We start from the raw sequence: 25,869 nt of genomic DNA, 5'->3' as shown, positions 1-25,869 counted from the left end.
TTTTGTCTTCATAACTAGGACGAATGAAACCGACAAATGGACAGCAAGCCTGAATCTATTTTGAATGCACGGCGGTCCAGTAGGATGTGTATGCATCTAAGCGGATTGGAAGCGTTTCCGCCAGATGATGAAGAGATTGATCAACCTCCGAGAGTTTAAACACGCCAGAAACCCGTATTTTTTTCATTTCTTCAGCATCATAGGAAATCCAGCCAGACTTGTAACGGCTTAGTTCATATAGCACGTCGCTCAGTGCAAGGTTATCGGCGATCAGATCCCCCTTGGTCCAGGCAACGGCCGCAAGAACATCCATTTCTTGCGGCTTGGAAAGATGATGATCTTTTATTTCGGCCTTCTCTCCCGCATACAGTATCGTACAAACACGTTTATCATTCACCGCGCAAACCTGTACTCTGGATTCAGTGACACCCACCACCATGGAACCCGCATGCTGTTCCACAAAAAACTGAGTTCCTAATGCCTGGGCGGTGCCAGACGACGTTGCGATGATTAATGGCCGGGTTGGATCCTTGCTGACTTTGATGAATAGACTGCCCTGCACCAGCTCTATCTTTCGCACACCTTGAGAGTAGTGAATGTTAATCGCCGAGTTGGTATCGAGAAGTACTTCACTATTATCAGCAAGTTGAATATTCCGCTGTTGACCAACAGCACTTCGGTAATCTGCCAAATAATATTTTGGATAATTGGTTTGCATGCCTACCCAAGCCACTATGGACACAAGGCACAACCCCACCAAGGCATTCGTCTTCTTGATGTTTGATTTCGACTTGCGTGTTTTCAGGAGCTTATGAAGCGTAGATTTGCCAGCTATGGAATCTGCCGAATCAAACCTGGACCACAGTGAGCTCATTTTGGCGTAGGTTGCGGCATGTACTGAATCAGCGTCATGCCATTCATGGAATGCCTGTAATTCCACATCCGTCATATCGCCGGATTGCAAACTTGCATGCCATTGCGCCGCCTGCTCAACCACCGAATCGGACTTGCTATTGATATGAGCTTCAGCACTCATCGAATTGCTCGAGCGCGCCCTCATTTAGTTTTCTCATTTTCGAAAACAATGGCATAACACTCCACCATGACTTGGGCGATATATTGTTTGACCATGCTTGCAGACACATCCAATTCATCAGCAATCTCTTTATAGCTAAGACCTTCGAAACGGCATGCCAGAAACGCCTTCCTTGGTTTTTCTGGAAGCTTATCCAGCATATTAGCCAATAAAATCAGGGTTTCAATTACCTGATGATGGTCCTGCACAGAACTGTAGGCATCATGTTCTGTGAAGTTATTTAAAGCCTCCAGATATAAGGCTTCCAGTTTCCTTCGCCTTAATTGATCGATCATCAGCCGCTTGGCAATTGTAGATAAATAAGGCCTGGGGCTTTTTAAATTCGCCAACTCCGACGGGGGAGCCAATAACAGCTTATGAAAGGTATCTTGCGCTGTATCTTCAGCACTCTGGTAGCAACGAAGCTTTTTTAAGAGCCATCCTTTCAGCCATCCGTTATGCTCTTTGTATAACTCGCTAAAACTCGTATCGGATCTTGGAGAAATGGAGGGTTGCATGGCAAAAGATTATTTAAAATGAGAACCATTCTCATAAATATGCATGATTTTGTAAAGCGTTTTCAGGTAGCCGGTGTTAATGACATTGTGATCCAGGCTATTCCAGCGACCACCAGATTTCGTTGAGCTGGTATCAAACTACAGCACGCTGGAAATGCTGCCAGACCTCGAAAAGCCAATAAAAGTACCTCATAAAGCTCCATCCGGACTGAATTTCCTGATTCAGGGATCGCCATCAATAAACGACGAATAGATGACTCAGAGATAGTTGACGGACTCTCACGCTGCTTCAATATTGTCGTGTCCACGACCTTAATGTCACTGAACAATCATGCATAAAAAAGGAAACTTTTCAGCACTAGCACTCTCAAAGAGGGAGTGCTAAAATCAATTTCATGAGCGAGATTAATCCTATGACAAATGCCCTGACGATTCCTTCAGTGTCTTCACTGGACAGCCTTGATCAGTACCTGCGTACGATCAAGGCATTTCCGGTATTGACCGCCGAGGAAGAGTACGATCTGGCCACACGCTTGCGCAAAGATAACGACATTGACGCTGCCAAAGGCCTCATCGTGTCGCACTTGCGTCTGGTTGCCAGCATCGCCCGCGGCTACTCCGGTTATGGCCTGCCACAAGCCGATCTGATTCAGGAAGGCAATGTCGGCCTGATGAAGGCTGTGCGTCGCTTTGACCCTGACCGTGGCGTTCGCCTGGTGTCTTTTGCCATGCACTGGATCAAGGCCGAGATTCACGAATATATCGTGCGCAACTGGCGCTTGGTTAAAGTGGCCACCACCAAAGCGCAACGCAAGCTTTTCTTCAACCTGCGCAGCATGAAGAAAAGCAGCCATACGCTGAGCCCCGACGAAGTGGCGGATATCGCCCGCGAACTCAAGGTCAAGCCGGAAGAGGTCGTGGAGATGGAGTCGCGCATGGGTGGCCATGAGATTTCGCTGGAAGGCAATAGTGATGATGACAGCGAAGATAGCTTCAGCCCGATCGCTTACCTTCAGGATCAGCAGCCAGAGCCTTCCGACTTGCTGGCCGAGCGCGAAGCCGAGCATAACCAGACCGTAGGCCTGGCCAATGCCCTGGAAAGCCTGGATGAGCGTAGCCGCCGCATTGTGCAGGCGCGCTGGTTGCAGGAAAACAATAGTGCGACCCTGCATGATCTGGCAGCCGAGTTTGGTGTATCGGCAGAACGTATCCGCCAGATAGAGCAGAAAGCCATGCAAAAAATGAAAGGCATGCTGAGCGCAGCCTAACCTGGCAGTCTGCAATGTTGACTCACAAAAAACCCGGCCTGACGCCGGGTTTTTTCATGGTGGGCATGAGCAACGCATTCACAGCCAAACTCCGCAATCGGACAATAAAAAAGCTGCCCGAAGCAGCTTTTTTATATTCTGAATCCAGTGCCGTATTAGCCAAAAATCATGACCGACAACGCACTCATCCAGGACCAAGTGATAAGCACCACAACAATGGTTAATGGCAAATTGGCAAACGTGAACCAGGACTTGTAATCCTTCATATCAAAAACCTCACAAGTTGTATTGTTATTCGTCGATTTTAGTATTTTTAGGCGCTTGCTTCAAGCGATTAAATGGAATCATGGGATCATCATCGTCCATGAGGATACGCTGGGCGGGCCCTTCCATATCATCATACTGGCCACTTTTGATTGCCCACAGAATACCGAACGCGGCAATCACGATGAACACCACGGTCATGCCCAGCAGGAAAAGAAGCGTGGTGACGTTCATGCGGCCTGCGTCAATGGAGCATCCTGCACGGATGCGAGCGCAGCGTACATCTGCTGCCGCAGGTTTTCCAAGTCTGCCAATTGCTGGCGGATACCGCTTTCAATACTTTCAAGCTCACCGATGCGGTCTTCCAGAGTATCGGTCGCCTTGTAAATGCGCTTGATGCTCTCAAGACGGCGCTTGAGTTGCAGCTGGTGCTCGCGCACCTGGGATTCCATGGGCGCGATCACGGCCTTCAGCCAGTTCTCCACATCGCGGTTGGCAATCTCATAGACATGAATAACGCGCGTTGCCAGCGTCTCGAAAAACTTGGATGTCAGCGTCATTTTTTCATTGGTGATCATATTGAGCGTGGTGTTGAACTGCTCTTTGTAGGCACGTTCCAGCTTTGCCAGCTCTTTCTGATAGCGCAACATCGAGAATGACGGCGCATCCGATTTGCGCAAGCCATGATCCTGATTGAATTTCTCGTACATCGCGTCCATCATTTTCTTGATCTCTTCGATCTGCGTTTCCGAGCTTTGCATGCGGGTTTTCAGATCCGCAAAAAATTCATCCATGGCACTGCGGATGTTTTTGGTAAAGGTCGCCGCGATCATCTTGTTGCGAGTGGTGGTCACCTGATCACGCAAGGCTTCCATGCCCAGCAGGCTGAATAGCCGATTGGTCTGCTGCGAAAACACGCTGCGCAGTGCCTGAAAGCGCTGCAAGCCTTTCTCGAAGTTTTCCTTGTCGACCTTCACCTTGTTCATCATGTGCTCAACCACATCCTCATTCTTGCCACGCAGGCCCTTGAGTTCATCGAGCTGCTCGCTGAGCCCTTGCAATCGCGAATCCAGAATCAGGCTTGAATTGCTCAAGAGATCATCAATCTCGCTCTGGGTGGACTCTTGCACGATCTGCTTCTTGGAAGGGATAAGCTCGTCGGACAGAGCTTTTTCCAACTCAGGCAAGCGACTGCGCTGCAGCAGTGTCGCATCGCCATTTACCTTGGCGAGCAAGCCTTTCTGCGCCGAGATCGGGAAAATCTGGCCTGCGTCCAAGCCCAGCAGCTCTGCGCTGGTCTGCACCTGCTTCTTTATTTCATCTTCGATGCTCTGGCTATCCTTGAGTTCATCCCACAAGCCATCAATCTTGTTCAGCACCGCCAGGCGGCCCTTCTGCTTCCAGCGGGTACCGCTGATGTATTGACGCCAGACGTCGATTTCCGACTTAGTAACGCCGGTATCTGCCGCCAGAATAAAGAGCACGGCATGCGCGTTAGGCAGCATATTGAGCGTCAGCTCTGGCTCGGTACCAATGGCATTCAGGCCAGGGGTATCCAGAATTACCAGGCCCTGCTCCAGCAAGGGATGCGGGAAGTTGATCACGGCATAGCGCCAGCAAGGCACATCCACCGTGCCATTGGCATTCAGGTTAAGCGCGTCTTCCGGGTTATTCCGGTCAAACAGGCCATAGCGCTCGGCTTCTTCCGGGCTGACCGATTTGGTGGTGCTGACCTCCTTGAAGGCCTCTATCATGCTGTCGCTATCGTCAATCTTGAATTCGATCACGCGCCACTCTTCAGGGTAGCGCTTGTATTCGGTGGTGGTCGCGTCAGAAGCACGCGTTTCAATCGGCAACAACTGCAGGCAAGCTGGCTTGGCGGGGTCGTAAAGCAGTTCAGTCGGACACATGGTGGTGCGGCCAGCACTGGATGGCAACAGGCGCTGACCATAATCGGCAAAGAAAACGGCGTTGATGAGTTCAGACTTGCCACGGGAGTATTCGGCGACAAACGCTACATTCAGCTTGTCTTCACGCAGGCGCTCAAGCAGCTGCTGCAAACGCTGATCGATCTGGGCGTCATTCAGCTCCTGTTCGTTCAGCCATTGGCGGTAATCCTGCACCGTATTCATCAGGGCTTTGCGCCATTCGCTATAGGCCGCGAACTGATGCGCCAATTTACTCTCTGCCATGGTACCCCCACCACACTTTATTATTCACACCACTCTAGCATGCCCGATTTTTAAGTCAAACAAATCAGGCGTATATTGTCAGTTCCTGCCAATCTCCCGTAACACGACAGCCCGCATCTGGCGTGCTTATGCACATGCTGCAAAGGGGAGATATCTGAATCCGGATTCGATGATTCTGCTATCATCAACCTTTTAGCCCAGTCACACGTCTCATGAGTGGATTAACCCCGGATTCCCCGCGCCCAACCGACATTCGCCTGCATCAGAAATCGCGCCTGCTCGAGATTACATTCGATGACAATACGACCTGCATGTTGTCCTGCGAATTCCTGCGGGTTTACTCCCCCTCCGCTGAAGTGCGCGGACATGGCCCGGGACAGGAAACCCTGCAAATCGGCAAGGAAGACGTCAATATCACCGCCATCAGCCCGGTGGGCAATTACGCCGTCAAACTCACATTCTCCGATGGCCACGACACCGGGCTTTACTCCTGGGATTATCTCTACGACCTCGCCAGCCAGTACGAAGCCCTGTGGCGCGAATACATAGGCCGCCTTGAGATGGCCGGCGTAAAACGCAAGACAGACAGCAACGCATAAGGAACACACGATGACCGATAAAACCCATTTTGGCTTCCAGACGGTGGAAGAACACGAAAAAGCCCGCAAGGTAGGCGAAGTGTTTCACTCCGTGGCGCGCAAATATGACCTGATGAACGACGTGATGTCGGCGGGCTTGCACCGCACCTGGAAGCGTTTTGCCGTCGAGATCAGCGGCGTGAAGGCAGGCGACCGTGTGCTGGATGTCGCCGGCGGCAGTGGCGATCTGTCACGCCTCTTTTCACGCAAGGTCGGTAACGAAGGCACTGTGGTGCTGACCGACATCAACGCCTCCATGCTGGGCGTAGGGCGCGACCGCCTGATGGATGAAGGCGTTGCAGTACCTGCATTGCAATGCGATGCCGAGAAACTGCCCTTCCCTGATCAGCATTTCGACTGTGTGATTGTCGCCTTTGGCCTGCGCAACATGACGCACAAAGACCGCGCCCTGGCCGAAATGCACCGTGTACTCAAGACCGGCGGGCGCCTGCTGGTTCTGGAATTCTCGCAAGTATGGAAACCCCTGGCCTCGCTGTATGACGCTTATTCCTTCAAGCTGCTGCCGCTGATGGGCAAGCTCCTGGCACAGGATGCCGCCAGTTATCAATATCTGGCCGAGTCCATCCGCATGCACCCCGATCAGGAAACCCTGAAACAAATGATGCTGGATGCCGGTTTTGGCAAGGTGGATTACTACAACCTGTCCGCCGGTGTGGTTGCCCTGCACAAAGGATGGAAAACCGCATGATCAAACCGCTGCTGACACGTCTGCTGGGCCATCTCATCAACCAGAACAGCTGGGCCAGACCGCACTTGCAACCCTATGCTGGCAAGCATATCCGCCTGCAGCTGTTTCCGGTCAGCGCCACGCTGGTGGTGCTGGAAGACGGCGGCCTGGCCATGGCTGGCGACACCGCAGTTTATGATGCCAGCATGCGCATCAGCCCTTCCCTCGCTTTGCGGTTGCTGGCAAAAGATGCGTCCGCCCATAGTGAAATCGTGCTGGAAGGCGACACCGAATTTGCCATCGCGCTGGGCAAAGTCCTGCAAGCCATGTCGTGGGATTACGAAGAAGACCTGAGCCATGTGGTAGGCGATGTGGCCGCCAGCCAGATCAGCCAGCGCCTGCAAGAAGGCGTAGCCGCCACCCGCAAGCAGGCCGTGAACCTGACCGAAATGGCCGCTGAATTCTGGCAGGAAGAACAACCGCTGATTGCCAAAAAGCGCCATGTGGAAGCGTTCAACCGCGATGTTGACACCCTGCGCGACGACCTCGGCCGCCTGGAAAAGCACATTGAAAAACTCAGCGCCCGGCTGGATGACTTGCTGCAAAAACATTCATAAGCCAACAAGCCTCTCGCGCTCATTATCCCCAACCCAACCTCAAGAATAACGGCATGCGCTTTTTCAGACTGCTCAAGATTATCGTGATCACCCTGCGCTACGGCCTGGATGAATTCATCCTCGGCCACAGCCGCTTGCGCCCGGCGCAAACACTGATACGTGCGCTGCTATTCTGGCGCCCGATACGCGCCCCGCGCGGTGAACGCCTGCGACTGGCACTCGAAGCCCTCGGTCCTATTTTCGTCAAATTCGGCCAGATGCTTTCCACGCGCCGCGACCTGATTCCGCTGGATATTGCCGATGAACTCGCCAAGTTGCAGGATCGCGTACCGCCCTTCCCCTATGAACAAGCCGCCGCCATCATGGAAGCAGCCTATGGCATGCCGGTGGCCCAGGTATTTGAACGGTTTGACACGACACCGATTGCCAGCGCCTCGGTTGCCCAAGTGCATTTTGCCAGCCTGCCCGGCGGTCGCGAGGTCGCCGTCAAGATTCTGCGCCCAGGCATAGGCAAGATCATTGAAAAAGACCTGGCCCTGCTGGATAGCGCGGCCTGGCTGTTCCACAAAGTTTCTTCCGATGGCCGCCGCCTGAAACCCCGCGAAGTGGTTGCCGAGTTTGCCAGGCATATACACAGCGAACTCGACCTGATGCTGGAAGCCGCCAACTGCAGCCTGCTGGGTCGCAACTTCAAGGATAAACGCCTGCTGCTGGTGCCGGATGTTTACTGGGACTGGTGCCGCGAACAAGTAATGGTGATGGACCGCATGAATGGCATCCCCATCAGCCAGGTGGCGCAATTGCGCAGCATGGGGGTTGATATTCCCAAGCTCGCGCGGGATGGCGTGGAAATTTTCTTTACCCAGGTGTTCCGCGATGGGTTTTTCCATGCCGACATGCATCCCGGCAATATCCAGGTCGCACCGGATGGGCGTTATGTCGCCCTCGACTTCGGCATCATGGGTAGCCTGACAGAAATAGATAAACAATATCTGGCACGTAACTTCCTGGCCTTTTTCCGCCGGGATTACCGTGAAGTGGCCCGCGCGCACATCGAATCGGGCTGGGCCCCAAAAGACACACCGCTGGAGGAATTTGAAACCGCCATCCGCGCCGTGTGCGAGCCGATTTTTGATAAACCGATCAGCGAGATTTCATTTGGCCGCGTACTGTTGCGCCTGTTCCAGACCTCGCGTCGCTTTGGTGTAGAAATTCAGCCTCAGCTCACCATGCTGCAAAAAACCCTGCTGAATGTGGAAGGGCTGGGGCGCGACCTCGACCCACAACTGGATCTGTGGAAGACAGCACAACCCTACCTTGAGCGCTGGATGTCGGAGCAGATAGGCTGGCGCAGTGTGTTAAAACGCGTACAGCAGGAAGCGCCGACCTGGGGGGCCATCCTGCCCATGTTGCCGCGTCGCATTGATGATTTTCTGCTGCGCGAGCAGAATCCGCATCTGGTCAAGGAACTGCATCAATTGCGCCGTCAGCAGCAACGTCAGACCTGGGTGCTGAGCTTGCTGGCTCTGGCACTTGTCGGCCTGCTGGCGCTGGAAGCAATTCGATTTTTCTAACAGACAGAATGCACACGGGCCTGATATGACTACCGGGCCCGCTGTGCTGTATAAGATTTAAATTACCCAGCCAATCAAGACGATTCGCCGATGACCGGGGCTCCCACCCAGTGTCGCACCTTGGGCACATCCACCCGCAACAACTCGGCAATATCACGATAATCATCCGGCAAGGCAGCATCATCCCAGCCATGCGCGGCATGCCGGGCAAGATTCACCGCCAGCGTGACATTGCGCACCCGCTGCTCACCACTGGCACCATCCTTCATCAGCCTGAGCAGCAAAGGCGGTAATTCGCACACCTCGGCCAGTTGCTGCTGCAAATCAAGCAGGCGGAAGCCGAGCACCTCCTGCTGTACGGCCTGGCTGCGCAGCGTTTTATCTGCATGCTGCCGTTGAAAGATTTCCATCATCTTGTCCGGGGCAAAGCACCACATCAATATCTCGGAAAGATCGTGCAGCAACGCGGCCGTGCGTATCTCTTCGGCATGGAGGTCATACAACCGCACCGCCCAATCCAGTGCGTAATGCGCGGCTTTATGGGCCCTATGCACCAGACGCAGCAAATGCGTCAGCGCTGGCAAGTTGTCATGCAAGACTTCTTCGACGATAGGTTTGGCCGGAATATCCTGAAAAAACTTTTCGGTGCCCAGCATCATCACGATATGCTCAATCTGCACCAGATCCTGCAATTGGCTTTTATGCTTGTGCGACTGCATATAGCGCAGCAAGCGGAACACCATCATCGGGTCTTGAATCACCACAGAAAAAATGGCGCGCCCGCTCAGGGAATCTTCGTCCAACTGCAGTCTGGCAAGCTCTCGCGAGGTATACTTCAGCACCGGAATATCGGCGTGGCTAAGAAAATCCACCCATTCAGTCAGGGATTTATTCGTGTTTGGCATGATGTCGCGGGCTCCTCATATACCTGTATCGACCTTTTTTCAGCACAGTTTAGACTACGATCGATGCGAGTCGTTAGCATATCGCAGACCGCGCCTTTGCATTTCATAAAATAGATGGGCAAACCGCATCAATTAAGGCTCGCAAAATACTCGCCCAAGCATAGTTTTTGCTAGAATCCATGGTGAAAAAACAGCCCTCGAAAAACCAGCCCGGATTCAGCAAGACACGGTGCAGTTTGAGCGGCGAATGCCTTCACTCCCGCCAGTTAAATGGCGGCTTTATTTGGAATAAGGACATGAAAGCGTGCTGATCTGGTTTGTGGTTCTTTATCTGCTGGTTTCCATCAGCATTGGTCTCATCGCCGCCACCCGCGTCAAGAACACCAAGGACTATGCCGTCGCCGGTCGGCACCTGCCGTTGCCTGTGGTCATGGCAACCGTATTCGCCACCTGGTTCGGCGCAGAAGCAGTGTTTGGCGTCTCCGCCACCTTTGTGCAGGAAGGCCTGCGCGGCGTGGTGGCCGATCCCTTCGGCTCCAGCTTGTGCCTGGTGATCGCTGGTTTCTTCTTCGCTACCCAGCTCTATAAACTCAACATCATCACATTGGGCGATTTCTATCGCATGCGTTACAACCGCACGGTAGAAGTGTTGACCACACTTGCTATTGTGGTGTCCTACCTCGGCTGGGTGGCTGCGCAGATCAAGGCGCTCGGGCTGATCTTCAACATGATCACGCAAGGGGCTGTCAGCCAGGAAGCCGGCATGATCCTCGGCACCGCCATTGTTCTCACCTACACCACGTTCGGCGGCATGCTGTCGGTGGCCATCCTCGACTTTGTGCAGATGACGGTGATCATCGGCGGCCTGCTCTACATTGGCTACATCGTATCCGGCATGACAGGTGGCGTGGCACCGGTGATTGATCACGCCCGCGCCGCTGGCAAGCTCGAATTCTTCCCACCACTGGATATCTGGCAATGGGTAGGCTTCCTCGGCGCGTGGATGACCATGATGCTGGGCTCCATCCCCCAGCAGGACGTATTCCAGCGCATCACCTCGGCCAAAAGCGCCAAGGTGGCCATCTGGGGCTCGGTGCTCGGCGCATCGGTCTACTTCTGTTTTACCTTTGTGCCGATGTTTATTGCCTATGCCGCCACCATTATCGATCCCGCCTTCTTTAATGGCCTGATCGCCGAAGACTCGCAACGCGTGCTGCCGACGCTGGTATTGCAGCACACGCCATTACTGGCGCAGGTCATTTTCTTTGGGGCCGTGCTTTCGGCCATCATGAGCTGTTCGTCGGCTACGCTGCTGGCGCCTTCCATCTCGTTTGCTGAAAATATTGTGCGCGGCTTCATGCCGCATCTCACGGATCGTGGCTTTTTGAAGGTGATGCGTATCTGCCTGATCGGCTTTGCCGCATGCGTGCTGACCTATGCACTCAACTCGGAACTGTCGATTTTTGGCATGGTGGAGTCCGCCTACAAGATCACCCTGGCAGGCGCTTTCGTGCCCCTGTTTTTTGGCGCATTCTGGAAGCGCGCCAACAGCCAGGGCGCTCTGGCAGCCATTATTGGCGGAGTGAGCACCTGGATATTGCTGGAAGTGCTGTTAGGGGAAGACAGCCTGGTACCGCCCCAGATGATAGGGCTCGCCGTCAGTGCGCTCGGCATGGTGGTAGGTTCATTGCTACCGCAGAAGATAGGCAAACCCGGCCACGCAGAAGCGGAATACCTGCACCGGCAGGCCGCCCACCCACACACCCCGGCGGGTCATGCAGGTCAATCCGGGCATCTGCCTGGTCACTAATCGGCTAAGTGGCCTTTCAGCATAAAAGGCCGTCGTTGGCCGCTAATGCGCCGATAAACAATGGTGAAATGCGCCGCGAATGCGGCCATCTCTGAGACTAAGGTTTTCAGACTAAAGTTTGCAGGCTAAGGCTTGGGCTGACAGCGAGGACAGAAGAAAGTCGAGCGCTGCCCCAGCCGCACGTTCTGGATAGGCGTGCTGCATATCTTGCAGGCCTCACCTGTGCGCGCGTAAGTGAAATATTCCTGCTGAAAATATCCTGGATTACCATCTGCGCCAAAGAAATCGCGCAGGCTGCTGCCACCGGCTGCCAGCGCATCGGTCAGGGTCGCCTTGATCTCGGCCGCCAGTCGGTCACATGCCTGGCGACTCAGCCGATTGGCAGGGGTTTGCGGATGTATGCGTGCGCGAAACAGGGATTCACTGGCGTAGATATTGCCCACGCCGACCACCAGATGACTATCCATGATGGCATTTTTAACCGGGGCGCTACGCGTGCGAAACTGGCGATACAACCAGTCGCCATCAAACGCGGCTTCCAGCGGTTCCGGCCCCAGCACATTTAACAAGGAATGCTGCGCAGGGTCTGCGCCCGCCCATAACACAGCCCCAAAACGCCGGGGATCACGCAACCGCAATACCTGGCCATCGGCAAAATGCAGATCAAAGTGATCATGCTTGGCGGCAGGCTCATCCTGCGCGAGCAGGCAGATACGGCCAGACATGCCAAGATGCAGCAAGAGATAACCGGTATCGAATTGCGCCAGAATGTATTTGGCGCGCCGACTAAGCGACTTGAGGGTCTGTTGCGGCAGGGTATGCACCAGGTCGGCCGGGATGGGCCAACGCAGGGTGGGATGACGAATGATGACCTTGGCTACCGGCTGGCCGACCAGCGGGGCCAGGCCCCGCATGGTAGTTTCGACCTCCGGCAGTTCAGGCATGCAGCTGCTTACTTGCTTTTGGCGGTAACGGGAGGATTAAGCAGCGTAAAGCCAAAGTCGGCAGGCAGGTGATACATCATGCCTTCATCCGGGCGACCAAGGATTACCTCAGGAGCCTCCTGAATGCGGTCGAAATGCACCTTGGAGCCATCCTGCAGTTTCACTTCAAACGAGGCATACGTCGCCCTGCGATCAGGCGTATAAGGCTCTACCGATTTGATATCCACATTCTTCCAGTAGGTATCAAACCACTCGTTCATATCGTTCTGCGTGAGCTTGGCATCCGGCACCGAGGTCGTCCAATTGCCGTCCTTGATATCCACATTCAGGCGCACAGACTCCCATTGCTCCAGGCGCGAGAAATCAAACCCGGCCACTTTTTCCGTGGGCTTCAGCAGGTTCTTGTCGATCGCCTCTTCCACCTGCACGGATGCAAAGTCAGAGTAGGAGCTGGATACCAGATAAACCGCATCCTTGTACGCCAGATACTGGTCGCTGCTCACCGGATTGTAAGTACCGAACAGGAACTCTTCGTTATCCAGCTTTACCTTGATCTTGGGTTGATCCAGGCCATAGCGGGCGAGATCGGTCGCCGGGAATTTATCGTTACTCTCGGCCGCCACTATCGCCAGAATGCGTTGCACTGCCATCTGGTCTGCGCGTGCCTTGAATGGCTTGACGATATGCCAGTAGCCGTCAATTTTCTCGAATTCCACACCCGCCTTGGCCGGGAATTCGATACTGACATGGCTGAAGCCACCAATCTTGAGATTGGAAACGGCAATCACCTGCTGGCTTTTCTTTTCCTCTACCGGCTTTGCGGGGCGCAGGTAGAGGAAACTCACGATACCAGCGATCAGCGCCAGCAAGATCAGGTTAACAATCCAGCGCGACCTCATGCCTTGCGTCTCCGCCACCAGATGCTCACACCAGCCACCAGCAAGGCCACGGGCAGGATGAACTGAAACAGGCCCAGCGATACGCCAAACACGGGGATAAACACCACTTGTGCTGCAAAATGGCCCCAGCCTTCCTTGGGAATGGAGATATTCACATCCTTGAGGGGTTTGGGCTGAATGGTGATCAGGTTATCGTCGCCTGCCAGCCAGTTCACGATATTGATGCCCAGGTCCAGGTTGCCGCCATTGCCGACAAAGGTATTGGAAAGGAAGTTGCCGTTACCGACCACGACCACGCGCTGGCCCTTCTTGCCATACTTGCGCTCCATGGCGACCGCCACATTGATCGGGCCATGGATGTCCTTCTTGTCATCAAAGCTCACCTTGGCATCGATCTTGCCGGTTTCCAGCCAGCCATTCGGGGCCACTTCCACCAGATGGCTGACTTGCCAGCCATTTTCATCGGTGCCGCGCGCATCCAGCATGCGGGCTTCGGGGAACAAGGTGCGCAGCATGAAGTTCTTGGTAATGGGATGCTCACCGTATTGGCTGGCGAATGCGATCTTGGAGTCAGCGCCATACTGGGCAGATGACAGGTCAATCACCATCCCTGGGGTGATTTCCAGGCCCAGGTATTCGGCAACGCTTTGCAGACCATGGGTGTTTTCATCGTCCAGCAACCACAGCAGATTGCCACCTGCATCCAGGTAATCCTTGATCTTCTTGGCCTCAACTTCAGACACATCCACCTGTGGACTGGCAATCACCAGCATGGCGCCATTGCTTGGCACGCCTTGCGCAATGGTCAGATCAGGATTGGCCAGCTTGAAGCCTTTTTTCTGCAACTGACGGCCAAACTCGCCCAGATCATGATTCTTGATACCGATCAGGTTACGTTCGCCATGCCCATCCAGATACATCACGGCACGCTGGTTGGTACGCGACAGGCGCACCAGCAAATTGGTCATGTCCTGCTCAACATACGGTGGCGTCAGATGCTCGGTGCGCTTGTTGAAATCCACTACCAGTTCGCCCTCGGCCTTGATGCCGGCATCCTGTGCCAGCTTGGGCTCTTCGGCCGGGTTTACCCAGGTGACTTTGATATCAGGTTTGGAGCGCTGATAGCGCGAAATGAAGTCGTTGATGACCTTGCGATAGGCTTCATCCTTGGAGACAAAGACGGTGACCTCCACCGGCCCTTTCATCTGCTTCAGGACATTAACGCTGCCTTCGGTCAGGGTATTGCGTGAACTTTGGGTAATATCCTGCGACACATGGTACTCATGTGACAGATAGCCCAACAGGAAAATAAGAGCCAGAAACAGCAAAACAAACACACTGTTTTGCATGAAGAGCTGGAGGCGGAGTTTACGATTCGTTTTCATAGGGGTACCCAGTTAGCCGCGCAGACGATCAGCGTCCAGGCGACGCACTGTCAAGGTCAGGAAAGTGACAATAAACAACAGGAAATAAGCCACATCGCGTGTATCCAGCAGGCCGCGAGAGAACGGCTCAAAATGGCGCATCAGCGACAGATAAGACATGGTGCCGGTAGGATCGCCCGCCATAAAGTTATCCAGCAGCAGCAAGGCAAACAGGGCGATAAAGCTGATAATACCGGCCACTATCGGTTGCTGCGTCAGGCTGGAAACATACAGGCCCAGCGAAGAAAAACTCGCCACCAGCAGCCATAGACCAATCACGTTCGCCGCTATGTAGCCAAAGTCGATCTCGGCCCAGAAATTGAGCGTGGACATCATCGCGGCCAGAAAAAAGATCACGATAGACAGAAAGGTGACCAGGCCGAGGAATTTGCCAACCACGATTTCAGTCAGCGATAAGGGAGCACTGAAGAGGAAGGTCAGCGTCTGCTGACGGCGTTCATCACTGATCAGGCGCATGGACAGCAAAGGCACGGCAAACAGCATGACGAAAGAAGCAATGCCGAAAATATTGGCCCCGACAAACTCGGTGACACCGATGCGCTGCTCCGGGCGAATGGCGCCGGACATGGTCTGGAAGTATTGCTCGATGCCATTCAGGAAGAAGGTACCGAAGACGAATTGCAACAGGGCCAGCACTACCCAGCCCATGGGCGAGGAGAACAGGCTCTTCAATTCTTTTCTGGTGATATTGAAAATCATGACTACGCTTTCTGTGAGCAGAGCGGGCTTAAGCAGCCTGCTCCTGGAAGGTGAGTTGAACGAAGACTTCTTCCAGACTGGTCTGGTCAGGTTGAATCTGATAAAGACCCCAGTTCTGGTTAACAGCCGCCTGCACCAGCAGTTCTGCCGGATTGCCACCTTCAGCATAACGTACTCGCAACAGGCCGCCCGCCATGGATTCCACACCGGTAATGCCAGGAATCTTCAGCAATTCTTCATCAGCGGGCGCGCGGCTCAGGCCAACTAGCAACTTGTTGCCATGACGTTGCTGCTTGAGCACGTCTATCGAGCCATTGAATACCATCTGCCCCTTGTGAATGATCTGCACGCGATCACAGACCATTTCGACTTCAGGCAGGATATGGGTAGAAAGGATAACGCTGTGCTCGCCGCCCAGTTCCTTGATCAGGTTGCGAATATCGCGAATCTGGATAGGATCGAGACCGACAGTAGGTTCGTCGAGAATGACGACCATGGGATTGTGGATGATGGCTTGTGCAATGCCCACGCGCTGCTGGTAACCCTTGGAGAGATTTTCAATCAGGCGGCTACCCATCTCTGTCAGGCCACATCGCTCTTTGGCAATGCGCACGGCTTTCTTGACATGACTGCCACTCACCCGGTGCAAACGCGCGGCAATCGCCAGAAACTCGTCCACGGTAAGCTCGCGATAAAGCGGAGGTTGCTCTGGCAGGTATCCGATCAGCGCCTTGGCTTCCTTGGGGTTCTCGATCATGTCGATACCACAAATCTTGACGCTACCCTTGCTCGGAGCAAGGTTGCCGGTCAGCATTTTCATGGAAGTGGATTTGCCCGCACCATTCGGCCCGAGAAAACCTAACACTTCCCCTTTATTCAGGGTAAAACTCACATCGCGAACTGCTTCGCGCCCCCCATAGATGCGCGTAAGCTCGCGGGCCTCAACGGTTACAGTAGTCATAATTGAAGTTGATACACTCCGGGTGAAGGGCTGCTAAATTAAAAAAACGCCTGACAACTGTCAAGCGTTAGGGGTCATATATTCAAAGTACATGCAAATAGAATTAAATTCTATTGGAAAGTTCTATCCAAAAAGCTATAGTCAGAATTCATTATGGATGAACTTGCAAACACTGTCACGGACTAAGCATTTAAGCCATCAGCCAGAATTTATCGCAACCACACCTAGTATCGAGAACACTTTTCACTCATGCCTAATCCCCGCAAACTCACGCTAGCTGTTTTGTTAAGTCTGGCCTCCATTGCCAGCATCTCCGCTCAGGCAGTCGAGCCATCCAAATCAGAATCTGCAAAGTCCAAGCCTGCTGCCACTCCGCAAACCGAGCTTACTGGCGCCTTTGTCTATAAGTACCTGATTGGCGAAGTCGCCGGCCAACGTGGTGATCTTGAACTTGCCAGTACGATTTTTCTCGATTTAGCCAAGTCCAGCCGTGATCCACGCCTGGCCGAGCGCGCTGCCAAAGCAGCCGTGTACGGCAACAAGCCACGCCTGGTGACACAAGCCGTGAGCCTGTGGACCGAACTCGACCCCAGCTCAACCGAGGCGCAGCAAGCCAGCACCGAGCTGTTTGTGAATGCAGGCAAACTAAACGAGGCCAAGCCTTTCCTGCAAAAACTGCTGGCAAAAGAAGACACCCGTGCCAATGGCTTTCTTTACCTGAACAGCCTGCTGGCAAAGCAAACTGACAAAAGCGCCGTGCTGACACTGGTGCAAGAACTGGCCGCACCTTACCCTGATCTGCCGGAAGCCCATTTCACCATTGCCAATTCGGCGCTTGCCGCTGGCAAGGTGGAGCTTGCCGTGAGCGAGCTTGATATTGCAGAAAAGCTGAGCCCAGGGTGGGAAATGAGCGCGCTGCTCAAAGGCCAGATTCTGTATCTGCAATCGCCTAATGCCGCCATCAACTTCTACAAGCAATTTCTCAGCGTGAATGAAAACGCCAACGAAGTTCGGCTGACCATGGCGCGCCTGCTGATCAACCAGAAACGGTTTGATGAAGCCAAGCCTGAATTCATCAAGCTGATTTCAGCGTCTAAAAACAACCCGGAAATCATGGTTGTCGTCGGCTTGCTGTCGATTCAGGCCAATGAACTGGCCGATGCGGAAAAATACTTTCAGGACGCTCTGGCTGCCGGATTTAAAAATCCAGATCAGGTGTTTATCTACCTGGGCCAAATCGCCGAGAAACAGAATGACGACAAGCTGGCGCTGGCCTGGTACAACCGCGTAAAGCCGGGTGACCGCTATCTGGATGCACAATTCAACATTGCTGGCATTGTGGCCCGTACGCAGGGCATTGATGCCGCATTACAGGTGCTGCGTGACATCCCCGAGCTGACCAATGAGCAGGAAGCCCTTTCCATGCAAATGCAGGCCAGCCTGCTGGGCAAGATGAAGCGCTACCAGGAAGCCTTTGACCTTCTCGGTCAAACCGTGGCCACCCTGCCCAACACGCCGGAAATCATTTACGACTACGCCATGGCCGCGGAGCGTATTGGCCAGTTTGATACTGCCGAAAAAGAGCTGCGCAAGCTGATCAAGCTCAAGCCGGATTTTGCGCAAGCCTACAACGCCCTCGGCTACAGCCTGGCAGATCGCAACCTCAAGCTCGACGAAGCGCACAAACTCATTCAGCAGGCGCTGGCCCTGAGCCCGGATGACCATTACATCCTCGACAGCATGGGCTGGGTGCAATACCGCATGGGCAAGCTGGATTCGGCAAGCAATTACCTGCGCCAAGCCTACTCGCAGCAGCCTGACCCTGAAATCGCCGCGCATTTGGGCGAAGTATTGTGGCACCAGGGCAAGAAAGACGAAGCCGTGCAAACCTGGGAATCCGCCCTCAAGGTATTTCCCGACAATGAAGTCCTGATCAAGACAGCGCAGAAGTTCAAGAACTGATGAACGTGCGTGTGCTTCTGCGGGGGCCGCTCTTTATGGCGGCCCTCTTGATTTCTGCCTGCACCACCACGCCATCGCGCCCGGTGGCCAATGAAGAGGTGTATCGCCAGCACCTTGTCAGCCTGCAAACCCTGCAGGCATTCGACCTGAAAGGCCGCATAGGCGTGCAGACGCAAAAGCAGGGTTTCTCAGGTGGATTTACCTGGAATCACCAGCCAGCCACGGACCAGGTGGCCCTGTTTTCGCCACTGGGATCGCAAGTGGCGACCATAGATAAAGACGCGACTGGCGTCACCATGGTGACCAGCGACCAGAAAACCCTGCGCGCGCAAGATGCCGAAACCCTGACCGAGCAAAACCTGGGCTGGCGCCTCCCCATGCAAGGTCTGCATGACTGGGCGCTGGGTCGCCCCACTGCTGCAGCGCATGAAGCGATATGGGATGAACAAGGCCGCCTGACCCGCCTCAAGCAGGATGGCTGGGACATTGAATACAGCCAGTACCAGCGCGTAGGCCAATACGACCTGCCCCACAAAATTTACATGAAAAGCCTGCAACTGAATCTCAAGCTGATCGTCGAGCGCTGGAATATCGATGGCACGGATTCATTGCAAACCACGCAATAGCCCCATGAGCGACTTTCACACCTACCCGGCCCCGGCCAAAATCAATCTCTTCCTGCACATTACCGGTCAGCGCGCCGATGGCTACCATTTGCTGCAGACCGTGTTCCGCCTGCTGGATTTTTCTGACACGCTGCAACTGCGCTTGCGCGAGGATGGCGAGGTAAACCGCATTACCGACGTCCCCGGCGTGCCTGCGGAGCGCGATCTGTGCGTGCGGGCTGCCCGCCTGCTGCAACAGCACACCGGCTGCACGCGCGGTGTCGATATCAAGATTGAAAAGCGCATCCCCATGGGCGGCGGCCTGGGTGGCGGCAGCTCTGACGCGGCGACCATGCTACTGGCGCTTAATCATCTGTGGGATTTGCAGCTTGATCGGCAAACCCTGATCACCCTCGGCCTGCAACTCGGCGCCGATGTGCCGGTATTTGTTTTTGGAGAGAATGCCTGGGCAGAAGGTGTAGGAGAAAAATTATCAGCTATCTCCTTGAATCCAGCGTGGTATGTGCTGTTGACGCCACAAGTCAACGTCTCGACTGCTGAAATTTTTGCGTCGAAGGAATTGACAAGGGATACAAAACTCACGACAATAGCGGACTTTTCAAGGGGCATGGTTCACAACGACCTTGAAACTGTAGTTTGCCAGCAGCATCCCGCAGTCGCCGCTAGTCTGAGTTGGTTAAATCAATTCTCACCGGCACGAATGAGCGGATCAGGCGCTTCAGTATTCATCAGCGTTGAAAGCCAGGCAGAAGCAGAAGCGATTCTTGCTCAGGTGCCATCGAAAATAGCGGGTCTTCCGGTGTTTTCATGTGTGGCAAAAGGGTTGGAAAAGCATCCACTTTATGACCTTGTAAAAAACGTGTAGATTTAAAGATCAAATGGGGAGTCGCCAAGCTGGTTAAGGCACCGGATTTTGATTCCGGCATGCGAAGGTTCGAATCCTTCTTCCCCAGCCAGAATGCATTAAAAGCGTGTAGCTATACACGCTTTTTTATTTTTTTGACCTACAAGGAATCCCGACTGTGGCCAATGGCGACATGATGGTATTTACCGGCACAGCCAATCCCAGGCTAGCCGAAGCAGTTGTCAGCCACCTGGGTATCGGCCTTGGCCGTGCCACGGTAGATCGCTTTAGCGATGGCGAAGTCATGATTGAACTGCTCGACAATGTGCGCGGCAAGGATGTCTTCGTTCTGCAATCCACCTGCATGCCCACCAACGACAACCTGATGGAAGTCATGGTGATGGTCGACGCGCTGCGTCGCTCCTCTGCTGGCCGCATCACCGCAGCGATTCCTTATCTCGGTTACTCACGTCAGGATCGCCGTCCGCGTTCCGCACGTGTTGCCATTACCGCCAAGGTCGTTGCCAACATGCTCACCAGCGTAGGTGTTAACCGCCTGCTGACCATGGATTTGCACTCTGACCAGATTCAAGGCTTCTTCGATATTCCCGTCGACAATATCTACGCGACCCCTATCCTGCTGGATGATCTGCTGAAGCAAAAGCACGAAAATCTGGTCGTGGTATCGCCCGATGTCGGCGGTGTGGTGCGTGCCCGTGCGGCCGCCAAGCAACTGGGTTCCGACCTGGCGATTATCGACAAGCGCCGCCCCAAGCCAAATGTGGCCAAGGTCATGAACATTATCGGTGATGTTGCTGGCCGTACCTGTGTGCTGATGGACGACATGGTCGACACCGCCAACACCCTGTGCGAAGCCGCCATTGCCCTGAAAGAGCAAGGCGCATCCAAAGTGGTGGCCTACAGCACCCATCCGGTACTTTCCGGCCCGGCTGTAGAACGCATCACCAGCTCGCAACTCGATGAACTGGTCGTCACCGACACCATTCCATTGCGCGCCGATGCTGCTGCATGCCCCAAGATTCGCCAGCTTTCAACCGCTGAGCTGTTTGCCGAAACCATCCGCCGCATTAGCCGCGAAGACTCGGTCAGCTCGCTGTTTATGGATTAAGTTTCGAGCGCAGAGCTCACAAGGCCCTGCACTCACAACCCTGTTATCTGGTCGCGGATAGCAGTTAATTAAGGAGTAGTACCATGCAAATCGAAATTACCGCCGTTAAGCGTGAAAACCAAGGTACGGGTGCGAGCCGCCGCCTTCGTCGCGCAGGCAAGGTGCCTGGCATCGTCTACGGTGCAAGCAAAGACGCAGTTAGCGTTGAGTTTGACCACAAGGCGCTGTTCCTGGAATTCCGTCACGAAGCTTTCCACGCTTCCATCCTGACTCTGAATCTGGATGGCAAGAAGGAACAAGTTGTTCTGCGTGACTACCAGATGCACCCAGTACGCAACACCATTCAGCACATCGACTTCCAACGCGTAAGCGCTACTGAAAAGCTGCACGTGAAGGTGCCATTGCACTTCATCAACCAGGACATCGCACCTGGCGTGAAACTGTCTGGCGGTGTGGTAACCCACATCCTGACCGAAGCTGACGTAAGCTGCCTGCCAAAAGACCTGCCAGAGTTCATCGAAGTTGACCTGGCACCTCTGGAAGCCGGCCACAGCATCCACCTGTCACAAATCAAGCTGCCTAAGGGCGTTGAATTTGTACAACTGGCACACGACAACGATGCAGCTGTTGCATCTATCTCCGTGCCACGTGGCGGTGCAGCTGCTGAAGAAGAAACCGCTGACGCACCAGCAGCAGAATAAGTTTTTTCTGCAAGCGGCTTAAAGCGCGCGTTCCGAGCCCATCACTGGCAAACTCGGACCGCGCGTCTTTATTTATAGTGCTGGATTTATACTGCTGCACAGATAACCCAAGCTGATTAACCCATGAACGGCATCAAACTCTTTGTTGGCCTCGGCAACCCCGGTAGCGAGTATGAAGACACGCGCCACAATGCCGGTTTCTGGTGGATAGACCGCGTCGCGGCATTATCCGGCAGCAAGCTCGCCAATGAAGCCAAGTTTCACGGGTTGGCAGGCAAACTCAAGCACAGCGGCACAGAAGCCTGGCTGCTCAAGCCCACCACATTCATGAACGCCAGCGGCCGCTCGGTAAGCGCGCTGGCCAAGTTTTACAAACTCGAGCCGCATGAGATCCTGGTGATCCATGATGAGCTGGATATCCCGCCCGGCCAGGTCAAAATGAAAAAAGGCGGCGGCCACGGCGGGCACAATGGCCTCAAGGATATTGCCGCGCACCTCGGCACCAATGAATTCTGGCGCCTGCGCCTGGGCATTGGCCACCCCGGCGAGCGCGCAGCTGTGGCCCACTTTGTGCTGCATGCGCCAGCCAAGGCCGAAATGAGCCTGATAGAAACCACCATAGAAGATAGCGTGGCCTTGCTCGACCAGCTGCTGGCCGGCAGCTTTGAACAAGCCATGCTCAAGTTACACACCAAACCCAAAGCAGTTTAAGCAAAAAAGGCGAGCCATATGAAATGCGGAATTGTCGGTCTACCCAACGTTGGTAAATCCACCCTGTTCAATGCCATTACCCGTGCCGGTATTGCTGCGGAAAACTACCCCTTCTGTACCATTGAGCCCAATGTCGGCATTGTGGAAGTACCTGATCCGCGCCTGAAACCGCTGATCGACATCGTCAACCCGCAAAAAACCCAACCCGCCATTGTAGAGTTCGTCGACATCGCCGGTCTGGTGGCAGGCGCTTCCAAGGGTGAAGGCCTCGGCAACAAGTTCCTCGCCAACATCCGCGAAACCGACGCCATTGCCCACGTGGTGCGCTGCTTTGACGATGGCAACGTCGTGCACGTAGCAGGCAAGGTAGACCCGCTGGACGACATCGAAACCATCAACACCGAGCTCGCCCTTTCCGACATGGAAACCGTGGAGAAAACCCTGCAGCGCGAAGGCAAAAAAGCCAAGTCTGGCGACAAAGAAGCCATCGCCCTGTGCGCCGTGCTCGAAAAAATCCAGAAATGGCTGGACCAAAGCAAGCCCGTGCGCACCCTGGGCCTGGATGCTGACCAGCTGCAAATCATCAAGCCCCTTTGCCTGATCACCGTCAAGCCTGTGATGTATCTGGCTAACGTGGACGAAAGCGGCTTTGAGAACAACCCGCTGCTGGATAAAGTGCTTAACCTCGGCAAAGCAGAAAACGCCCCCGTGGTCGCCATCTGCGCCAAGATCGAATCTGAAATCGCCGATCTGGAAGACGAAGACAAAGCCATGTTCCTCACCGAACTCGGCCTGGAAGAACCCGGCCTGGATCGCGTGATCCGCGCCGCCTACAGCCTGCTCGGCCTGCAAACCTACTTCACCGCCGGTGTGAAAGAAGTGCGCGCCTGGACCGTAAAACGCGGCTCCACCGCCCCGCAAGCCGCTGGCGTCATCCACACCGACTTTGAACGCGGCTTTATCCGTGCCGAAGTTATCGCCTACGAAGAGTTTGTGAAAAACAAAGGCGAACAAGGCGCCAAGGAAGCCGGAAAAATGCGTCTGGAAGGCAAGGAATACATCATGCAGGATGGCGACGTCGTCCACTTCCGCTTTAACGTGTAATCGGCCGCAAAACCAATAAAACACTCAGTTTTGCTTTGACAAAGACCCGCCCAGAAAATACAATAGCGGGCTTGTTTCAACAGTACCCGGTGATGTAGCTCAGCTGGTTAGAGCACAGGATTCATAATCCTGGGGTCGAGGGTTCAAGTCCCCCCATCACCACCAAATATCAAGCGGCTTCCAGAGATGGAAGCCGCTTTTTTATCGGCCACTGCCCCTCTTCGACCATCCCTTTTGGTCTAACACTTCTTACGATCATAAGAGTTATGTAGTTGGCATACCTAACTTTTCAAAAAATGCTCGATTACGTTCTTTTGCCGCCTTCACGAGTTGATTAAAGCTAATGACCTCAATATACGCCTTGTAATTAGGGTTGTACCCAAAGAAGCCCATCCCATCAGCAGTCATGGTCAAACTAAAGTTTTTACATCGTTTTATCATTGTTGAAGTGAGGTCGCAGATGATATAGCAATAGGCGGGGATATCGTTATTTCTTGGGATTAACAGACCTGACTTAGTTTTTGCCTGACCCTCACGAATCCGCTCAACGTAATTGAGAGCCTGATCGATAGGGTCTTTATCTTCGCCTTCACGCATATCGTTGCGCATTGGGCGCTTTATTTCGATAACAGTAATGGCTGCAAGAGGAAAGCTGGGCTGATCGTTAACAAGAAGTGGATTATCGAACACCTTCAGGCTGAGTATGTCGGGCTCTTTGGTTGAGTCATTGCTTGTAATTGGCATAGCATTGAGCGTTTTGTCTGAAGCCAAATAGTTATGAAATGCCAAGCGCTCATCGACCAGCCAAAGATTGCAAGAATCCAAAAAGACTTCGCTGGAATCTTTTCGCATGGGCATTATCAGCTCGTGAATCATATCTTCACGGGCGTACTTTCCATTATCGAGTCGCTCGATAGACTTTTGTAGCAGATCGATAATCACCTTGCGGTGCGAAACGTAGTTGGCAAGGTCTGATTTTTTAAGGTCTTCTGACTTACGTAGATACTCGCTCAGCCTTTCCTTGTACTCCTCTACATGCTCCTCATTCTGCGGCTGCATGATGTCATGGCCTGCGCTCACCAGCTGCCGCTCGACCTCATACCACTGAGCGTGCAGGTGTAGCTCCAGCTCCTTGTCGGACTTTTCCGGGTCAAAAATCAGCAGTTCTTCTGCAATATAATTGGCAATTGGGCGGTAGCGCGGTGCATGATTGTTAATAAAATCATCTACCCGTTTGCGGCCAGCAGACACATATTCTTCCAGGACATCTTGCAGGTATTCTTTGGTTCGCTCTAACACGGCGTCGCGAATATCTTTAAAACTCACTTCGTTGAGCATATCTTCAACATCTTCGGCAATATCAAAAGAAGTCCGCTCACTGCGCACATGTTCGTTGAGGTAACTTGAAGACACGTAGCAGGTATAAGTGAACTCACCAGCAGCATCTGAAATTTTGCCGTATAGGCCGGGAAGTTTTCCCTGAATTGAGTCCTCTCTAACCAATCTATTGGCTGCGCAAAGAGCAAGCTGGTGCTTTTTATTGACGGAGGAACGAAACTTGATATGGGTTAAATCGAAGTCGTACTCTCGAATTCTAATGGTTTCATGATAAGCACTTGCGTGCATATGTTGGTCATAGAGAGAATCCAGATCGATGCTTTCTCCTGAATCCTCAACCAATATTTTCGGAGCGTGCTCACTTCGCACAAAATACCACAGCACATGCTCCAGCAATTGGTTAGCGATCAACTGACACTTTGTGGGAACCTGCTTTCGATAGTTTTCATCGAAACCAACCAGCTTGATTAGGGTTCCTGACTGTTTTTCAGTGGCGGACACAATCTCTTCGCCGTGGACACCCAATTTATCGTCAAATCGAAATATGCGCTTTTTAAGCTCGCCATCAACATCTAAAAAGTGGCTTTCAACTTCAACAAGATTAAATACTTTCAGCCACATCAGGCGGCCAACGCCTCGACAGCCCTTGTCGATTTTGTGGTCAGAATCAAGAGTTTCAAATGACTTAAAGTTGGCTTCGTCAAAACCGCAGCCATTATCAGCTATGGTGAAGCCGACAATGGGCGCCAAGGACTTAGCCTCTAAGTCCAGATCAACTTGGGTTGCGCGATTTACACGAAGAATAATCTTGCCATTTTCCACATCCCTTTTTTCCTCAATAGAGTGAATAGAGTTAACCACAGCCTCAAATACCGGCATTAAGCCGTGACTCTTGGGCAAGGAAGTATTTCGTAAGCGACCCTTTAAATTTGTTTGTAGACTCACGTTGCCTCATCC

At 53.5% G+C, this 25,869-nt stretch carries 25 protein-coding genes and 2 tRNA genes; 16 read left to right on the top strand and 11 right to left on the bottom strand.

Annotation, left to right across the window (positions count from 1 at the left end):
• Positions 1–55 precede the first annotated feature (55 nt).
• Positions 56–1,036, bottom strand: a complete 981-nt coding sequence (locus tag LG204_RS07615; RefSeq protein ID WP_230336702.1) for a FecR family protein — start codon at positions 1,034–1,036, stop codon at positions 56–58.
• Positions 1,037–1,056: 20 nt separating this feature from the next.
• Positions 1,057–1,593 carry a sigma-70 family RNA polymerase sigma factor gene (locus LG204_RS07610; RefSeq protein ID WP_230336701.1) on the bottom strand — a complete coding sequence of 179 codons (537 nt, stop codon included), beginning with the start codon at positions 1,591–1,593 and terminating at the stop codon, positions 1,057–1,059.
• Between the two features lie 413 nt (positions 1,594–2,006).
• Here LG204_RS07610 and rpoH point away from each other — a divergent pair, with 413 nt between their 5' ends.
• Both rpoH and LG204_RS07600 read left to right on the top strand, forming a co-directional pair.
• On the top strand, positions 2,007–2,861 hold the full coding sequence (rpoH, locus tag LG204_RS07605; protein WP_230337863.1) for an RNA polymerase sigma factor RpoH: 855 nt from the start codon (positions 2,007–2,009) through the stop codon (positions 2,859–2,861).
• 14 nt (positions 2,862–2,875) lie between these two features.
• On the top strand, positions 2,876–3,085 hold the full coding sequence (locus LG204_RS07600) for a hypothetical protein (RefSeq protein ID WP_230336700.1): 210 nt from the start codon (positions 2,876–2,878) through the stop codon (positions 3,083–3,085).
• A gap of 67 nt (positions 3,086–3,152) precedes the next feature.
• On the opposite strand, the gene ccoS is transcribed toward LG204_RS07600, so the two are convergent.
• Entirely contained in the window at positions 3,153–3,359 is a 207-nt protein-coding gene (gene ccoS, locus LG204_RS07595; protein ID WP_013442793.1) for a cbb3-type cytochrome oxidase assembly protein CcoS, read from the bottom strand.
• Complete coding sequence (locus tag LG204_RS07590) at positions 3,356–5,317, bottom strand: dynamin family protein (protein ID WP_230336699.1); 1,962 nt, start codon at positions 5,315–5,317, stop codon at positions 3,356–3,358. The genes ccoS and LG204_RS07590 overlap by 4 nt, the downstream gene beginning before the upstream one ends.
• 212 nt (positions 5,318–5,529) lie before the next feature.
• On the opposite strand from LG204_RS07590, the gene LG204_RS07585 reads away from it, so the two are divergent.
• The 4 genes from LG204_RS07585 to ubiB are packed head-to-tail and all read left to right on the top strand — an operon-like array spanning position 5,530 to position 8,834.
• Positions 5,530–5,916: a gamma-butyrobetaine hydroxylase-like domain-containing protein gene (locus tag LG204_RS07585; protein ID WP_230336698.1), complete on the top strand. Its 387-nt coding sequence runs from the start codon at positions 5,530–5,532 to the stop codon at positions 5,914–5,916.
• 10 nt (positions 5,917–5,926) lie between these two features.
• A complete protein-coding gene (ubiE, locus tag LG204_RS07580; protein ID WP_230336697.1) occupies positions 5,927–6,664 on the top strand; it encodes a bifunctional demethylmenaquinone methyltransferase/2-methoxy-6-polyprenyl-1,4-benzoquinol methylase UbiE in 738 nt (245 codons plus the stop codon).
• On the top strand, positions 6,661–7,260 hold the full coding sequence (locus LG204_RS07575; RefSeq protein WP_230336696.1) for a ubiquinone biosynthesis accessory factor UbiJ: 600 nt from the start codon (positions 6,661–6,663) through the stop codon (positions 7,258–7,260). Before ubiE ends, LG204_RS07575 begins: the two co-directional genes overlap by 4 nt.
• 53 nt (positions 7,261–7,313) lie before the next feature.
• The gene (ubiB, locus tag LG204_RS07570) at positions 7,314–8,834 is read left to right on the top strand and encodes a ubiquinone biosynthesis regulatory protein kinase UbiB (protein WP_230336695.1); all 1,521 of its coding nucleotides are present in this window, start codon (positions 7,314–7,316) and stop codon (positions 8,832–8,834) included.
• A 74-nt stretch (positions 8,835–8,908) separates the two neighbouring features.
• Here the strand turns inward: ubiB and LG204_RS07565 are convergent, their stop codons facing one another.
• Positions 8,909–9,739, bottom strand: a complete 831-nt coding sequence (locus LG204_RS07565) for an HDOD domain-containing protein (RefSeq protein WP_230336694.1) — start codon at positions 9,737–9,739, stop codon at positions 8,909–8,911.
• A 304-nt stretch (positions 9,740–10,043) separates the two neighbouring features.
• Here LG204_RS07565 and LG204_RS07560 point away from each other — a divergent pair, with 304 nt between their 5' ends.
• Positions 10,044–11,549, top strand: coding sequence for a sodium:solute symporter family protein (locus LG204_RS07560; RefSeq protein WP_230336693.1), 1,506 nt, complete (start codon positions 10,044–10,046; stop codon positions 11,547–11,549).
• A gap of 125 nt (positions 11,550–11,674) precedes the next feature.
• Here the strand turns inward: LG204_RS07560 and mutM are convergent, their stop codons facing one another.
• The 5 genes from mutM to LG204_RS07535 are packed head-to-tail and all read right to left on the bottom strand — an operon-like array spanning position 11,675 to position 16,497.
• Complete coding sequence (gene mutM, locus LG204_RS07555) at positions 11,675–12,493, bottom strand: bifunctional DNA-formamidopyrimidine glycosylase/DNA-(apurinic or apyrimidinic site) lyase (protein ID WP_230336692.1); 819 nt, start codon at positions 12,491–12,493, stop codon at positions 11,675–11,677.
• An 8-nt stretch (positions 12,494–12,501) separates the two neighbouring features.
• A complete protein-coding gene (locus LG204_RS07550) occupies positions 12,502–13,392 on the bottom strand; it encodes a DUF4340 domain-containing protein (RefSeq protein WP_230336691.1) in 891 nt (296 codons plus the stop codon).
• Complete coding sequence (locus LG204_RS07545) at positions 13,389–14,777, bottom strand: GldG family protein (RefSeq protein WP_230336690.1); 1,389 nt, start codon at positions 14,775–14,777, stop codon at positions 13,389–13,391. Before LG204_RS07545 ends, LG204_RS07550 begins: the two co-directional genes overlap by 4 nt.
• A 12-nt stretch (positions 14,778–14,789) precedes the next feature.
• Entirely contained in the window at positions 14,790–15,536 is a 747-nt protein-coding gene (locus LG204_RS07540) for an ABC transporter permease subunit (RefSeq protein ID WP_230336689.1), read from the bottom strand.
• A 28-nt stretch (positions 15,537–15,564) separates the two neighbouring features.
• On the bottom strand, positions 15,565–16,497 hold the full coding sequence (locus tag LG204_RS07535) for an ABC transporter ATP-binding protein (protein ID WP_230336688.1): 933 nt from the start codon (positions 16,495–16,497) through the stop codon (positions 15,565–15,567).
• 249 nt (positions 16,498–16,746) lie between these two features.
• Between LG204_RS07535 and LG204_RS07530 the strand changes: the two genes are divergently transcribed.
• From LG204_RS07530 to LG204_RS07490, 9 genes are all read left to right on the top strand, one after another.
• Positions 16,747–18,459, top strand: a complete 1,713-nt coding sequence (locus LG204_RS07530) for a tetratricopeptide repeat protein (RefSeq protein WP_230336687.1) — start codon at positions 16,747–16,749, stop codon at positions 18,457–18,459.
• Between the two features lie 35 nt (positions 18,460–18,494).
• Complete coding sequence (lolB, locus tag LG204_RS07525; RefSeq protein ID WP_230336686.1) at positions 18,495–19,085, top strand: lipoprotein insertase outer membrane protein LolB; 591 nt, start codon at positions 18,495–18,497, stop codon at positions 19,083–19,085.
• Positions 19,086–19,089: 4 nt separating this feature from the next.
• A complete protein-coding gene (gene ispE, locus LG204_RS07520; protein ID WP_230336685.1) occupies positions 19,090–19,950 on the top strand; it encodes a 4-(cytidine 5'-diphospho)-2-C-methyl-D-erythritol kinase in 861 nt (286 codons plus the stop codon).
• Between the two features lie 14 nt (positions 19,951–19,964).
• Positions 19,965–20,041: transfer RNA gene (locus tag LG204_RS07515), tRNA-Gln, on the top strand.
• Between the two features lie 81 nt (positions 20,042–20,122).
• Positions 20,123–21,058, top strand: coding sequence for a ribose-phosphate pyrophosphokinase (locus LG204_RS07510; RefSeq protein WP_230336684.1), 936 nt, complete (start codon positions 20,123–20,125; stop codon positions 21,056–21,058).
• Between the two features lie 83 nt (positions 21,059–21,141).
• A complete protein-coding gene (locus LG204_RS07505; protein ID WP_230336683.1) occupies positions 21,142–21,759 on the top strand; it encodes a 50S ribosomal protein L25/general stress protein Ctc in 618 nt (205 codons plus the stop codon).
• A 123-nt stretch (positions 21,760–21,882) separates the two neighbouring features.
• Positions 21,883–22,470 (top strand): aminoacyl-tRNA hydrolase, encoded by a 588-nt coding sequence (gene pth, locus LG204_RS07500; protein WP_230336682.1) that lies wholly within the window; start codon positions 21,883–21,885, stop codon positions 22,468–22,470.
• Between the two features lie 18 nt (positions 22,471–22,488).
• On the top strand, positions 22,489–23,574 hold the full coding sequence (ychF, locus tag LG204_RS07495; protein WP_230336681.1) for a redox-regulated ATPase YchF: 1,086 nt from the start codon (positions 22,489–22,491) through the stop codon (positions 23,572–23,574).
• Between the two features lie 88 nt (positions 23,575–23,662).
• Positions 23,663–23,739: transfer RNA gene (locus LG204_RS07490), tRNA-Met, on the top strand.
• 99 nt (positions 23,740–23,838) lie between these two features.
• On the opposite strand, the gene LG204_RS07485 is transcribed toward LG204_RS07490, so the two are convergent.
• The gene (locus tag LG204_RS07485; protein ID WP_230336680.1) at positions 23,839–25,857 is read right to left on the bottom strand and encodes a hypothetical protein; all 2,019 of its coding nucleotides are present in this window, start codon (positions 25,855–25,857) and stop codon (positions 23,839–23,841) included.
• Between the last annotated feature and the right edge of the window lie 12 nt (positions 25,858–25,869).

It is taken from the genome of Methylovorus menthalis, assembly GCF_020523625.1.
GTDB classification, from domain to species: Bacteria; Pseudomonadota; Gammaproteobacteria; order Burkholderiales; family Methylophilaceae; genus Methylovorus; species Methylovorus menthalis.
The sequence above is the reverse complement of the archived record's forward strand: the minus strand, read 5'-3'. Positions and strand labels throughout refer to the sequence as shown.

Bases quoted from the DNA above. Each gene is read 5' to 3' on its own strand.
- LG204_RS07615 (WP_230336702.1), bottom strand. From the start codon at position 1,036: ATGAGTGCTGAAGCTCATATCAATAGCAAGTCCGATTCGGTGGTTGAG.
- LG204_RS07610 (WP_230336701.1), bottom strand. From the start codon at position 1,593: ATGCAACCCTCCATTTCTCCAAGATCCGATACGAGTTTTAGCGAGTTA.
- rpoH (WP_230337863.1), top strand. From the start codon at position 2,007: ATGACAAATGCCCTGACGATTCCTTCAGTGTCTTCACTGGACAGCCTT.
- LG204_RS07600 (WP_230336700.1), top strand. From the start codon at position 2,876: ATGTTGACTCACAAAAAACCCGGCCTGACGCCGGGTTTTTTCATGGTG.
- ccoS (WP_013442793.1), bottom strand. From the start codon at position 3,359: ATGAACGTCACCACGCTTCTTTTCCTGCTGGGCATGACCGTGGTGTTC.
- LG204_RS07590 (WP_230336699.1), bottom strand. From the start codon at position 5,317: ATGGCAGAGAGTAAATTGGCGCATCAGTTCGCGGCCTATAGCGAATGG.
- LG204_RS07585 (WP_230336698.1), top strand. From the start codon at position 5,530: ATGAGTGGATTAACCCCGGATTCCCCGCGCCCAACCGACATTCGCCTG.
- ubiE (WP_230336697.1), top strand. From the start codon at position 5,927: ATGACCGATAAAACCCATTTTGGCTTCCAGACGGTGGAAGAACACGAA.
- LG204_RS07575 (WP_230336696.1), top strand. From the start codon at position 6,661: ATGATCAAACCGCTGCTGACACGTCTGCTGGGCCATCTCATCAACCAG.
- ubiB (WP_230336695.1), top strand. From the start codon at position 7,314: ATGCGCTTTTTCAGACTGCTCAAGATTATCGTGATCACCCTGCGCTAC.
- LG204_RS07565 (WP_230336694.1), bottom strand. From the start codon at position 9,739: ATGCCAAACACGAATAAATCCCTGACTGAATGGGTGGATTTTCTTAGC.
- mutM (WP_230336692.1), bottom strand. From the start codon at position 12,493: ATGCCTGAACTGCCGGAGGTCGAAACTACCATGCGGGGCCTGGCCCCG.
- LG204_RS07550 (WP_230336691.1), bottom strand. From the start codon at position 13,392: ATGAGGTCGCGCTGGATTGTTAACCTGATCTTGCTGGCGCTGATCGCT.
- LG204_RS07545 (WP_230336690.1), bottom strand. From the start codon at position 14,777: ATGAAAACGAATCGTAAACTCCGCCTCCAGCTCTTCATGCAAAACAGT.
- LG204_RS07540 (WP_230336689.1), bottom strand. From the start codon at position 15,536: ATGATTTTCAATATCACCAGAAAAGAATTGAAGAGCCTGTTCTCCTCG.
- LG204_RS07535 (WP_230336688.1), bottom strand. From the start codon at position 16,497: ATGACTACTGTAACCGTTGAGGCCCGCGAGCTTACGCGCATCTATGGG.
- LG204_RS07530 (WP_230336687.1), top strand. From the start codon at position 16,747: ATGCCTAATCCCCGCAAACTCACGCTAGCTGTTTTGTTAAGTCTGGCC.
- lolB (WP_230336686.1), top strand. From the start codon at position 18,495: ATGGCGGCCCTCTTGATTTCTGCCTGCACCACCACGCCATCGCGCCCG.
- ispE (WP_230336685.1), top strand. From the start codon at position 19,090: ATGAGCGACTTTCACACCTACCCGGCCCCGGCCAAAATCAATCTCTTC.
- LG204_RS07510 (WP_230336684.1), top strand. From the start codon at position 20,123: ATGATGGTATTTACCGGCACAGCCAATCCCAGGCTAGCCGAAGCAGTT.
- LG204_RS07505 (WP_230336683.1), top strand. From the start codon at position 21,142: ATGCAAATCGAAATTACCGCCGTTAAGCGTGAAAACCAAGGTACGGGT.
- pth (WP_230336682.1), top strand. From the start codon at position 21,883: ATGAACGGCATCAAACTCTTTGTTGGCCTCGGCAACCCCGGTAGCGAG.
- ychF (WP_230336681.1), top strand. From the start codon at position 22,489: ATGAAATGCGGAATTGTCGGTCTACCCAACGTTGGTAAATCCACCCTG.